Source organism: Nocardioides sp. LS1, from assembly GCF_003865225.1.
Classification (GTDB): Bacteria; Actinomycetota; Actinomycetes; order Propionibacteriales; family Nocardioidaceae; genus Nocardioides; species Nocardioides ginsengisegetis.
On record NZ_BIFF01000008.1, the window covers coordinates 52,188 to 64,139 of the forward strand.

The 11,952-nt window shown below is 73.0% G+C and carries 10 protein-coding genes; 3 read left to right on the forward strand and 7 right to left on the reverse strand.

Annotation, left to right across the window (positions count from 1 at the left end):
* Positions 1-109: 109 nt before the first annotated feature.
* A complete protein-coding gene (gene ndk / locus EJF31_RS21610; RefSeq protein ID WP_125039269.1) occupies positions 110-532 on the reverse strand; it encodes a nucleoside-diphosphate kinase in 423 nt (140 codons plus the stop codon).
* Between the two features lie 10 nt (positions 533-542).
* Positions 543-1,226 (reverse strand): pyridoxamine 5'-phosphate oxidase family protein, encoded by a 684-nt coding sequence (locus EJF31_RS21615; protein WP_260431008.1) that lies wholly within the window; start codon positions 1,224-1,226, stop codon positions 543-545.
* 70 nt (positions 1,227-1,296) lie between these two features.
* Here EJF31_RS21615 and EJF31_RS21620 point away from each other — a divergent pair, with 70 nt between their 5' ends.
* A complete protein-coding gene (locus EJF31_RS21620; RefSeq protein ID WP_125039271.1) occupies positions 1,297-2,646 on the forward strand; it encodes a PLP-dependent aminotransferase family protein in 1,350 nt (449 codons plus the stop codon).
* Between the two features lie 6 nt (positions 2,647-2,652).
* Here the strand turns inward: EJF31_RS21620 and EJF31_RS21625 are convergent, their stop codons facing one another.
* From EJF31_RS21625 to EJF31_RS21645, 5 genes are all read right to left on the reverse strand, one after another.
* Positions 2,653-5,079, reverse strand: coding sequence for a hypothetical protein (locus tag EJF31_RS21625; protein ID WP_125039272.1), 2,427 nt, complete (start codon positions 5,077-5,079; stop codon positions 2,653-2,655).
* A gap of 54 nt (positions 5,080-5,133) precedes the next feature.
* Positions 5,134-5,913 carry a peptidoglycan-binding protein gene (locus tag EJF31_RS21630; protein ID WP_125039273.1) on the reverse strand — a complete coding sequence of 260 codons (780 nt, stop codon included), beginning with the start codon at positions 5,911-5,913 and terminating at the stop codon, positions 5,134-5,136.
* A gap of 128 nt (positions 5,914-6,041) precedes the next feature.
* A complete protein-coding gene (locus tag EJF31_RS21635; RefSeq protein WP_260431009.1) occupies positions 6,042-6,416 on the reverse strand; it encodes a DUF4233 domain-containing protein in 375 nt (124 codons plus the stop codon).
* The gene (locus EJF31_RS21640; RefSeq protein WP_125039274.1) at positions 6,413-7,783 is read right to left on the reverse strand and encodes a folylpolyglutamate synthase/dihydrofolate synthase family protein; all 1,371 of its coding nucleotides are present in this window, start codon (positions 7,781-7,783) and stop codon (positions 6,413-6,415) included. The genes EJF31_RS21635 and EJF31_RS21640 overlap by 4 nt, the downstream gene beginning before the upstream one ends.
* A gap of 31 nt (positions 7,784-7,814) precedes the next feature.
* Positions 7,815-8,756, reverse strand: coding sequence for a GNAT family N-acetyltransferase (locus EJF31_RS21645; RefSeq protein ID WP_125039275.1), 942 nt, complete (start codon positions 8,754-8,756; stop codon positions 7,815-7,817).
* 78 nt (positions 8,757-8,834) lie between these two features.
* Between EJF31_RS21645 and valS the strand changes: the two genes are divergently transcribed.
* Both valS and EJF31_RS22015 read left to right on the forward strand, forming a co-directional pair.
* Entirely contained in the window at positions 8,835-11,450 is a 2,616-nt protein-coding gene (gene valS, locus EJF31_RS21650) for a valine--tRNA ligase (RefSeq protein ID WP_125039276.1), read from the forward strand.
* Between the two features lie 189 nt (positions 11,451-11,639).
* Positions 11,640-11,804 (forward strand): hypothetical protein, encoded by a 165-nt coding sequence (locus EJF31_RS22015; protein WP_185736388.1) that lies wholly within the window; start codon positions 11,640-11,642, stop codon positions 11,802-11,804.
* Positions 11,805-11,952 lie beyond the last annotated feature (148 nt).

An 11,952-nucleotide genomic window follows, 5' to 3' on the forward strand; every position in this document is an offset into this window, starting at 1 on the left:
CACATCAGTCCCTCGCGCACCACTCCCCGGGCATTCCCTGACGTTCTGGAGGGTTGCAACCCCCCAGAACGTCCGGGATCACCGGTTGACCGGTGATCCCTCCCGGACGTCAGCCGAGCTCGGGGAACCAGATCTTGATCTCGCGCTCGGCCGACTCGGGGGCGTCGGAGCCGTGGACGAGGTTCTGCTGGACGGCCAGGCCCCAGTCGCGGCCGAGGTCGCCGCGGATCGTGCCGGGCGCGGCGACGGTCGGGTCGGTCGCGCCGGCGAGGGAGCGGAAGCCCTCGATGCAGCGCTCGCCCTCGACCACCATGGCGACGACCGGGCCGGAGAGCATGAACTCCACGAGCGGGCCGTAGAACGGCTTGCCCTCGTGCTCGGCGTAGTGCTCGGCGAGCAGCTCGGGGGTGGCCTCGCGCAGCTCGAGGCGGGCCAGGGTGTAGCCCTTGGCCTCGATGCGGCGGACGATCTCGCCGGTGAGGCCGCGGCGTACGCCGTCGGGCTTGACGAGGACGAGGGAGCGCTGGGTCATGCCCGGCAGCCTACAAAGCGCGCGCCCGGGCGACGACGTCGGGCGGGACCGGCCCTCCCGACGTCACGGCGTCCGCGTCGGGCACCGGGTCCCCGGCGACCAGGCGCAGCGGCACGTGCCCGCCCCAGGCGCCGGCCTCGACGTCGTCGGGCTCGTCGACCGGACCTCCGCCGCGGATCTTGAGCGAGGCCTCCTCCAGCGGCACGGCGATCACCGCCGTGGCGGCCAGCTCCTTGCGGGTGTGGGCGCGCAGCGTGGCCGAGCGGCCGGGGATCATGTGGTCCACGACCAGGCCGAGCGCGCGCTCCTTCTCGACGGCCTCCTCGACGACCCGGGCGGTGCCGATGACGACCGCCGAGCGGTAGTTCATCGAGTGGTGGAAGGCCGACCGGCCGGCGACGAGCCCGTCGAGCAGGGTCACGGTGACGCAGACGGTGGCGTCGGCGGCGGCGCGCACCCAGCCGGCCGCGACCGAGCCGTGGACGTAGAGCGTCCCCCCGGCGTCGGGCCCCGACGGGTCGACCGCGTAGGCCGACGGCAGCACGAGCGGGTGGCCGCCGGGCGTCGCCAGGCCGAGGTGCGCGACGAGCCCCTCGGCCAGCACGGCGTGCAGGGCGTCGCGGTCCAGGACCGCGCGGCTGCGGCCGCGGGTGACGGTGGTGCGGGGCGTGGGCGAGAGCTGCGTGGTGGTCACGGGACTATCCTCGATGCCGAGTGGCCTGCCGTCACGGGCCATTCCGCACCGATCCGAACAGGACACTCCCATGCCCACTCCCCTGCCCGTCCGCCTCGACCGGGCCCAGCCGACGCCGCTCGGCGTCCAGATCTCCGGCCAGGTCCGCGACCTGGTCGTCGCGGGCACGCTGGCGAGGGGCGACCGGCTGCCGAGCAGCCGGGCCCTGGCCGCCGACCTCGGTGTCTCCCGCGCCGTCGCGGAGCAGGCCTACGAGCAGCTGCTGGCCGAGGGGTGGCTCGAGACGCGCCACGGCGCCGGCACCTTCGTGGCTCCGCACCCGAGCGTCGGCGGCGCGGCGCGGTCGGCGCCGGAGCGCCGTACGACGCCCTCCGCACCTCCCCCGCTGGTCAGCCTCGACGCCGGCACCCCGTGGATCGACCCGCGACACGCGGCCGGGTGGCGGCGGGCCTGGCGCGAGGTGTCGACGGCCAGGCCGCCCCGGGGCTACGACGACCCGCGCGGGATCCCCGAGCTCCGCGCCGCCCTGGCCGACCACCTCGCACGCACCCGCGGGCTCGCGGTCGACCCCGACGAGGTCGTGGTGACCGCGGGCACCACCGACGGCCTGCGCCAGGTGCTCTCCGTCCTGCCGCCCGGGCCGGTGGCGATGGAGGACCCCGGCTACCGCGCCGCCGTGGAGACCGTGCGGGCGTCGGGACGGGCAGTGCACGACCTGCCCGCGACAGCCGCGGTCACCGATCTCGGAGGGCGGGTCGCGGCGTACGTCACCCCGGCCCACCAGCACCCGCTCGGCCGCGTGATGCCCGCGGCCGACCGGCTGACCCTCCTCGCCTCGGCGCGGGCGGCCGACGCCCTGGTGCTGGAGGACGACTACGACTCCGAGTTCCGCTACGACGTCGCGCCGGTGCCGGCGCTGGCGACCCTCGACCGGGAGCGCGTGGCCTACCTCGGGACGGCGTCCAAGTCGGTCGCCCCCAGCCTCCGCCTCGGCTGGCTGGTGCCGACGCCCACGCTCCTCGACCCGGTCAACGCCCGGCGCGCGATCACGCACGAGGCCGCCGCCTGGCCGGTGCAGCGGGCGTTCCTCACGCTGCTGCGCGACGGCTACGTCGACAAGGTGGTGCGCACGGCCCGGCGCGTCTACGCCGACCGGGCGCCCCGGGTCGCGGCCGCGCTCTCGCCGTACGCCGAGCTGGCCGGGCCGCTGGCCGGGATGTACTCCACCTGGCTGCTCCCCCAGGCCGACGCCGTGCGGGCCAGGGACGCCGCGGCGGCGGCCGGCTACCGGGTGAACCTGCTCAGCGACTACGCCCGGTCGTCGGGTCTCACCGGGCTGGTCGTGGGGTTCGGCGGGGTCACGGACACCGAGCTGGACGGTGCCCTCGCCGCCCTCGTCCGCGGCCTCGCCCGCTCCTGACGAGGCTCAGGGCGAGGACGACACCCCCGGCGCCGGTGTGGTCGAGCCGCTCGACGAAGAACTCGCCGTCGGACTCGACGACCCCGATGGCTGGGCCGGTTCGGTCGGCGACGCGCTCGGGCTGGCGGTCGTCGTGGGCGACCCCGACGCGGACTCCGAGGGTGAGGCCGAGGGGCCGGTGGACCCGGAGTCGGGCACGACCGGGGTCGGCGTGCTCGTCGGCGAGCCCGAGGCCTCGGGGTCGGACGTGGGCGAGGCTGACGCGGAGCCCGTGGCCCCCGGATCGGAGGGATCGGCTCCGGGCGCCGGCACCGCTGCGGGGTCGGCGGCGACGATGTCGAGGATCTGCTGCTCGTAGCCCGCGAGGGCGTCCTGCAGGTCGGCGAGCGGGATGTCGGCGAGGTGGCTGCCGAACTCCGCGATCTGCGCCCACAGGTCGGCGAGCTGCGCCATCCCGGCGTCGCTCAGCGGTCCGTCGAGCGTGACCACCAGCTGGGTGGCGAGCGCATAGGTCAGGCACTGGACGCAGTTGTAGTTGACCGCGGCCGAGACGTTCTCGGGCACGACCACGTCGGCGTCCCCCACGATCATCACGACCTGGAAGGCCACCGCGACGGCCGCGCAGTTGGTGCAGCTGGCGATGGCGTACGCCTCGTTGGTGTTGTTCACGGTGTCGCCGTCGGCCCACACGATGGCGAAGGCGACGTCGTAGGTCACCGTGTCATCGGTGGTGTTGACCGCCAGGGCCTGCGTGTCGCCCTCACCCGGCGGCAACGGCTGGTCGAAGGGGAACACCCACGACGGAGCCCCGCCACCGGAGGCACCGGCGCCCGGATCCGTACCCTGCTCGAACCCCGCTGCGGGGGCGCCGGCCGCGGTCCCGCTCGCACTGCCGGAGGCACCGGACTGGTGCGGCACCATGACCATCGCGAGGCCGGGGTGGTCCCGGGTCGGGACCGGGGACCCGGAGGGCCACACGGTCTGCATGCGCCCCTGCTGGCCCACGGCCAGGGCCCCGGCGACGGGGGCTGGTCGGGCCAGGGGCAGCGCGTCGGCGAGCGTGCCCCGCTCCCAGGCCGCGATCGGGCGATAGGTGTCCGGGTGCGGCCACCACGCCCACCCGAGTCCGGCCACGACGGCCGCCGCGGTCACGAGGGCGACCGCGCGGCGGGCGGGACGACCGGCGGTCGCGCGCCAGGTCGAGGTCGTCACCTGCCGCACGAGGCGGGTCAGGATGTAGCCCATGCCGAGGATCGGTACGACGAGCGCCAGGATCGCCACGCACCGGGCTCCGAACGTGACCGGGTCCCCGCCGGTGAGGCTGGCCGAGGCCACCGCCCACTGCGCCTGGAGACCGACCCATGCGGTGGCCACCACGCGCGGGAACGTCAGGACCATCATGAACATCGAGAAGGCGAGCATCGGAACGACCACCAGCACCCAGGCCGTCACCACGATCCGCGCCCACGGCTTGAGCACGGTCGCCTCGGGGTCCCGCCACCGCCACGGCAGCGCCCCCACCAGCGTGGGCTTGATCCGGTGGTAGAGGTCGGGAACGCCGGTCACGTCGGCGAGCACGTGGTAGCCGTCGAAGCGGACCATCGGCGTCAGCTGGTGGAGCATCTGCAGGACCTGCGTCGCGACGACGAGCAGGAGGGCGTCGTACCCGCTCGCGAGCCACACCCCGACGATGCCGACGGCGACGATGGCGTTGAAGTAGAGGCCGCCGAGGTCGGTGCGGATCCGTCCGGCGCGGCCGAGCCGGTAGGAGTCGGTCACGTCGGTGTAGAACGCCGGCCAGAAGAGGTAGAGGCCCATGCCCATGACGCCGGGCGTGGCGCCACCGCGGCGGGCGGCGGCCGCGTGCCCGAACTCGTGGAAGCCCGCCGACAGGACCGTCACGGCGAAGACCAGCAACAGCAGGCCCGGACGTGTGAAGGCCTCGTGGGTGGCCGAGGCCAGCCCCTTGTCGAGGAGCAGCCACCAGGTGATCCAGCAGAACGCCGCGACCACGCCGGTCACCAGGATCGGGTTGAAGAGGCGCGCGAAGGGTGCGGTGATCCGGTTGGTCTTCGCCGGGTCGGTGACCGAGTAGCGCATCCGCAGTCCCAGCAACGGCTGGGACTTCCTCAGCTCCGGCTCGCTGCCGTCGCCCTTGAGCAGCACCCCGAGCGGGCGCAGCTTGCCGTCGACGAGGGTCTCGACGTTGTCCTCGCTCACCTGCCGCCCGAAGGCACGGCTGACCACGTCCGCGATCTCGGCGTGGGTGCGGCGACCGTCCACCGCGTCCAGCACGAGGTAGAGCAGCGGCGTCAGCTGGATCATCTGGCCGTCGGCGCGGCGCACGAGCGCCGGTGGCGTCCGGTAGCCCGATCCGGGCATCTCGCCGATCAGCTGGATGCCGGTCGCCCGGACGGGGACGTCGGACCGCACGGACGACGATGCGTCCGCGCGGTCCGACGGAGGTGAGGTCAGGGACACGGCTGGTTACGGGTTCTGGATCGTCGAGGACTGGTCGGCGGTGGCCGTCGCGTCGCCGTCGATGGTCTGGTTGATGATCGCGTCCTGCTGGGCCACGGCCACCGACTGGCTGTCGATGGAGCCGATGTTGGCCGAGACCGCGGCGTCGATCGGGGCCGCGACGTTCGCGTTGGCAGCGACCGCGCCGTTGATCGGTGCGTCGAGGTTGGCGTCCGCGGCCAGGTTGACGTCCACGTTGAGCAGCGGTCCGTCCATCGCTCCACCGAGGTCCGTCGGCAGGCTCGGGTCGGGCAGCGTGCCGCCGGGCAGGGTGCCGTCGGTCGGCAGGCCGGGGTCCGGGACGGTGCCGTCGGCCGGCAGCCCGGGAACGGGGCCGTCCGGGATGGGGGCGGCGAGTCCCGCGGTGCCGTCGGCGGGCGCGGCAGTCGCCGCGGCGGGAGCGTCCGCCGGTGCTGCGTCGGCTCCCCCGTCGATCACGCTGTCCTGCGTCGAGTCGGCCGAGACGTCGCCGGTGATGCCCTGGTCGATCATCGTGCCCTGGTCGGCGAGCGCCTGCCACGTCGAGCCGACCGACAGGATGTTGGCGGAGACGGCGGCGTCGATGGGGGCGGCCACGTTGGCATTGGCCGCCACCGCCAGGTCGACGGGGGCCGCGAGGTCCAGGGCGAGGTTGAGGTCGGCGTTGAGGTCCAGGATGGACACGACCTCCTTGTCGGGCAGAGCCGTTCCGGCCTGGGCCTCGAGCTCGGCGTCGGACAGCGGAGCGCCCTCGATGTGGTCGGTCATGGTGCGTCCTCTCCCGCCCGTCACCGATCGGGCGGCGGGCATGGGTCAGTTGGCGGGTACGCCGGGGAGGTACCCGTCGGCGCCAACCGCAAACGCACCCCGCACACCACGCGGGAGCTCGGGTCGGCTCAGGCCGACTCGGCGTCGAAGGCGGCGTACGCCGCGGCCTTCTCGCGCTCGATCTTGCGGCCCAGGAAGTACGCTGTGCCCCACAGCAGCCCGAACAGCGCGCCCAGGAAGAACATCAACGGCACCAGGAACCCCAGCGCGACGGCGGCGACCTGGACGGCCCAGCCGAGGAGGTAGCCCCACTCCTTGCGGAGCATGCCGGCCAGCAGCAGGCACGCCACCGTCAGGCCGAGGCCGACGGAGAGCGCCGTGCCGGTGGAGACCTTGTCGATCGAGATCATCACCGGGGTGGAGAGACCGAGCGTGATCGCCTCGAGACAGAGCACCGCGGCGCACATGCCGCGGCGCGGGGAGCGGGTGCGGTCGTCGCTCACGAGCGCCGCCCCAGCAGTGAGCGGGCCTCACCCACGGTGACGACCGACCCCGTGACCAGCACGGCGCCGGAGCCGAGCGGGTCGCCGAACGCCTCGCCTGCCTCCGCGAGCGCGGCCGCCGCGTCGATCGCGTCGGAGAGGCGGGGCACGACGGTGACGCGGTCCTCGCCGTAGATCTCGCGGGCCGCGACGCCGAGGTCCTGCGCCGACATCGCGCGGGAGGTGGAGTTCTGGGTGCAGATGACGTGGGCCAGGTGCGGCTCGAAGGCTGCGAGCAGCCCGTCGGCGTCCTTGTCGGCCATCACGCCGAAGACACCGATGAGCGGGTTGAAGCTGAAGGAGTCCTCCAGCGCGTCCGCCGTCGCCGCCGCACCGTGCGGGTTGTGCGCGGCGTCGAGCACGATCGTGGGGCTGCGACGGACGACCTCGAGCCGGCCCGGCGAGGTCACCTCCGCGAACGCCGCCCGGACGATCTCGTCGTCGAGGGTCATGTCGCCGGCGAACGCCTCGACGGCCGCGAGGGCGACGGCGGCGTTCTGCGCCTGGTGGGCGCCGTACAGCGGCAGGAAGAGCTCGTCGTAGCGGCCCCGCAGACCCTGCAGCGAGATCACCTGGCCGCCGACTGCCGGCACGCGCGAGACGACGCCGAAGTCGACGCCCTCCGCGACCACGGTGGCGCCGACCTCCTGCGCCTGCCGGACGACCAGCTCGGCGACGTCGGGCTGCTGCTGGGCCAGCACGACGGTCGCGCCCGGCTTGATGATCCCGGCCTTCTCGACCGCGATGGCGAGTGGTGTCTCGCCGAGGTACTTCGCGTGGTCGACGGCGATCGGCAGGATCACGGCCACCTTGCCGTCGGCGACGTTGGTGGCGTCCCACGAGCCGCCCATCCCGACCTCGACGATCGCCGCATCGACAGGTGCGTCCGCGAACGCGGCGTACGCCATGCCGACGACCGTCTCGAAGAACGACAGCGGGTGGGCCTGGCCGGCGTCGACGAGGTGGGTGTAGGGCGCGACGTCGTTGAAGGCCCGCACGAACGCCTCGTCGTCCAGCGGCTCGCCGTCGATCGAGATCCGCTCGTTCATCCGCTCCACGTGGGGGCTGGTGAAGCGGCCGGTGCGCAGGTCCAGCGCACGCAGGAGGGTGTCGATCATCCGCGACGTCGACGTCTTGCCGTTGGTGCCGGTCAGGTGGACAACGGGGTAGGACGTCTGCGGGTCGCCCAGCAGCTCGGTGAACGCCTGGATCCGGTCCAGCGAGGGCTCGAGCCGGGTCTCCGGCCAGCGGGACAGCAGGGCGTCCTCGACCTCGGCGAACGTCTGGGCGAGACGGGGGGCTTCGGGGGACTCTGGGGATTCACTCATCGCACCCACGAGTCTAGGGACCGGGCCCCCCTCAGCGGATCGCGAGGTTGGCCATGTCGACCACGGCGCGGTAGCCCAGCGCCTGGTAGATCTTGTTCGAGGTCGGGTTGGCCTGGTCGGTGAAGAGGCAGACCCGGGAGCCGCCCTCGAGCAGCAGCCGGGAGACCGCGGCCACCGCCGCGCTCGCGTAGCCGCGCCCGCGGTGCTCGCCGGGCGTGTAGACGGGCCCGACCCGCGCGACCCCGAAGCTCGGCGGGTTGGCGCCGGTGAGGTGGACGGGCGTGCCGTCGACCTCCCAGAGCCAGACCCGGTGGTGCTCGATCCGGTCGAGGACGTCCTCCGCGGTGACGTGCTCGCCGACACCGTCCTCCACCGTGCGCCCGGCCTGCTCGGCGGCATCCGCCGCGAAGGCGGTGAACCACGCGAGGCACAGGTCGAGGTCGGCGGTCGTCGCCGGGCGGAGGCCACCGGGCACGGCCGCCGGCTCGACGAGGTCGCCGAGCTCGAACAGCCGGGTGTGCTCCCAGATGACGGCCTCACCGCCGGTCAGCCGGGCGACCTCGTCGGCGAAGACCTGGGTCGCGGGCAGGCAGCCGTTGGCGCCGGCCACCTCCTCGCCGCGGCCGACCAGGGCCCGCGCCAGCGCCCGGGCGGCATCGTCGGGCATCGGCAGCAGGAAGAGCGGGTGGGGCGCGAAGGGCGCCGTACGCATCGCGACGCCGGCGATGTCTCCCGGCTCCCCCGCTCCATCGCGGACCACCGCCCACCACTGCGGGTGCGGCGGTCGGACCGCGCCCTCGGCCGCGCGGCGCGCCGCGCGGTGGGTGACCGTGGAGACCACCGTCGTGAGGACCGGGTCGAGGGCGAGGTGCGGCTCCGCGGCGGCCAGGAACTCCGTCGGGTCGTCGGTGATCTCGACCACGTACGACGAGGCTGCGCGAGCGGGTTCGGCCGTGGCGTCGGGGCAGGACATGGCTGCAGGTTAGGGAGGAGTGGCGGTCGGCACACAACCGGTTTCCGACGCGGGGCGCCCGCAATCTAGGATTTCGCCATGACCGAGACCCCGCACGACCAGGCACCGACTACGACGAGCACCGACACGCGTGCCGTCGTCGTACCGGACAAGCCTGCCCTCGAGGGGCTCGAGGCCACCTGGAGCGCTCACTGGAAGGCCGAGGACACCTACGCCTTCGACCGCACGCAGCCGCGCGAGAACGTCTACTCGATCGACACGCCGCCGCCGACCGTGAGCGGCAGCCTGCACGTCGGGCACGTCTTCTCCTACACCCACACCGACCTCGTTGCGCGCTTCCAGCGGATGCGCGGCAAGTCCGTGTTCTACCCCATGGGCTGGGACGACAACGGCCTGCCGACCGAGCGCCGCGTGCAGAACTACTTCGGCGTCCGGTGCGACCCGTCGCTGCCCTACGACGCCGACTTCACCCCGCCGGAGAAGCCCGACCCGAAGAAGCAGGTGCCGATCAGCCGGCCCAACTTCATCGAGCTCTGCGAGCGCCTCGTCGAGCAGGACGAGGAGATCTTCGAGCAGCTCTGGCGCACGCTGGGCCTCTCCGTCGACTGGAAGCAGCACTACACGACGATCGGCCCGAAGGCCCAGACCGTCAGCCAGCGCGCGTTCCTGCGCAACTTCGCCCGCGGGGAGGCCTACCTCCAGGAGGCGCCGACCCTCTGGGACGTCACGTTCCAGACCGCGGTCGCCCAGGCCGAGCTGGAGGCGCGCGAGTACGCCGGCGCCTACCACCGGGTCGCCTTCCACAAGCCCGACGGCAGCCCAGTCCACATCGAGACGACCCGGCCCGAGCTGATCCCCTCGGTCGTCGCACTGATCGCGCACCCCGACGACGAGCGCTACGCCGGGCTCTTCGGCACGACCGTGACGTCGCCCGTCTTCGGCGTCGAGATCCCGGTCCTGGCCCACCCGCTCGCGGAGATGGACAAGGGCGCGGGCATCGCCATGTGCTGCACGTTCGGTGACCTCACCGACGTCACGTGGTGGCGCGAGCTCAACCTGCCGGTCCGCACGCTGATCGGCCGCGACGGCCGGATGTTGCGCGAGACGCCCGAGTGGCTGTCGTCCGACGCCGCCGCCGCGGCGTACGAGGACCTCAAGGGCAAGACGGCCTTCTCCGCCCGCGAGGCCGTCGTGGCCAAGCTGCGCGAGACCGGCGACCTCGACGGCGACCCGAAGCCCACGCAGCGGATGACGAACTTCTACGAGAAGGGCGACAAGCCCCTCGAGATCGTCGCCACCCGCCAGTGGTACATCCGCAACGGCGGCCGTGACGCCGGGGTCCGCGACGAGATGATCGCGCGCGGCGCGGAGATCGAGTGGGTCCCGGCCCACATGAAGCACCGCTACGACAACTGGGTCGGCGGCCTCAACGGCGACTGGCTGATCTCGCGGCAGCGCTTCTTCGGCATCCCCTTCCCCGTCTGGTACCCCCTCGACGCCGACGGGGAGCCCGACTACGAGCACCCGCTGCTCCCCCGCGAGGCCGAGCTGCCGATCGACCCGTCGACGCAGGCACCCCAGGGCTACACCGAGGACCAGCGCGGCAAGCCCGGCGGCTTCGTCGGCGACCCCGACGTGATGGACACCTGGGCGACGTCCTCGCTGACCCCGCAGATCGCCGGCGGCTGGGAGTCCGACAACGACCTGTGGCAGCGGGTCTTCCCGATGGACCTGTGCACCCACGCGCACGACATCATCCGCACCTGGCTGTTCTCCCGCGTGGTCCGCGCGCACTTCGAGAACCACGTCGCGCCGTGGTCGCACGCCCTGATCTCCGGCTTCATCGTCGACCCGGACCGCAAGAAGATGTCGAAGTCGAAGGGCAACGCAGTCGTCCCGTCCGAGGTGCTCGACAAGTACGGCGCCGACGCCGTCCGCTGGCGTGCCGCCATGGCCCGCCCCGGCCTGGACTCGCCGTTCGACGAGAGCCAGATGAAGGTCGGCCGTCGACTGGCCATGAAGGTCCTCAACGCCTCGAAGTTCGTCCTCGGGGGCGTCGGTGCGACCACGCTCAACCACTACGAGGTCTCCGAGCCGATCGACTGCGCCCTGCTCGGCCGGCTGCTCGCGGTCGTCTCGAAGGCCACCGACGCGTTCGAGGCCTACGACTACACCACCGCCCTCGAGACGGTCGAGAAGTTCTTCTGGGAGTTCTGCGACGACTACCTCGAGCTGGTCAAGGAGCGTGCGTACGACGAGGCGGGTGGGGACGCCACCGCCTCGGCCCGCGCCACCCTGGCGATCGCGCTCCAGGTCCAGCTCCGGCTGCTCGCGCCGTTCCTGCCCTACGTCACCGAAGAGGTGTGGTCGTGGTGGCAGGAGGGCTCGATCCACCGCGCCCCGTGGCCGACCCACGCCGAACTCGGATCCGCCGCGGCGGCCGACCCGTCAACGGTCGACGCCGTCGCCGCCGCCCTCGTGGGCATCCGTGGCGCCAAGTCGCAGGCCAAGGTCTCGATGCGCGCCGAGCTGTCCCGCGTGGAGATCAAGGGCCCCGAGACCCTCGTGCGGGGTGCCGAGCAGGCCGCCGACGACCTGCGTCGCTCCGGCAAGATCACCGGCGACCTGGTCTTCACGGTCGTCGAGGGTGCCGACGCGATCACCGTCGACGCGGTCCTGGCCCCCACCGAGTAGGTCCAGACGGCGCATCTGCCCGAGCTCAACCGGTTCGCCTGGCCCCTGGGGGCCAGGCGAACTGGTCGTCATGGGCCATTTCGGGCCCGTGTCGGGTCACATTGGGCCCGGGGATTCGTCGTTGTCCGGGGGAACGGGCCACAGTGGATGCTTTGCCCTCCGCACCACACCCCCGACCCGAGGACCACCGTGAGCGCCCAGCACAAGCGGCCCCTGTACGCGTTCGTCATCCTGGCGATCGCGTGCAGCCTGATCGTCGCCCACGGCTTCGGCCACCCGGCGGTGCGCGGGTTCGTCCACGTCATGGCCCAGCACGGCGCGCACGGCCACGCACGGGGTCACCACCCGGGCTGACCCGGTCGGAGCCCGGCAGTAGCGCCAGTGAGACTTGTGTCGGTGTCGTGGAGGACGTGCTGACCCGAGTTGCGCCCTGTCGTCGCTGACTGACTTTGAGTCGATTCGATCGCGCGTTCTCCACGACCCAGCTCGATGCGCATTCAGG

Excerpts from the sequence above, each read along its gene's own strand:
- EJF31_RS21620 (WP_125039271.1), top strand. The coding sequence starts at position 1,297 with ATGCCCACTCCCCTGCCCGTCCGCCTCGACCGGGCCCAGCCGACGCCG.
- ndk (WP_125039269.1), bottom strand. The coding sequence starts at position 532 with ATGACCCAGCGCTCCCTCGTCCTCGTCAAGCCCGACGGCGTACGCCGC.
- EJF31_RS21640 (WP_125039274.1), bottom strand. The coding sequence starts at position 7,783 with ATGAGTGAATCCCCAGAGTCCCCCGAAGCCCCCCGTCTCGCCCAGACG.
- valS (WP_125039276.1), top strand. The coding sequence starts at position 8,835 with ATGACCGAGACCCCGCACGACCAGGCACCGACTACGACGAGCACCGAC.
- EJF31_RS21630 (WP_125039273.1), bottom strand. The coding sequence starts at position 5,913 with ATGACCGACCACATCGAGGGCGCTCCGCTGTCCGACGCCGAGCTCGAG.
- EJF31_RS21645 (WP_125039275.1), bottom strand. The coding sequence starts at position 8,756 with ATGTCCTGCCCCGACGCCACGGCCGAACCCGCTCGCGCAGCCTCGTCG.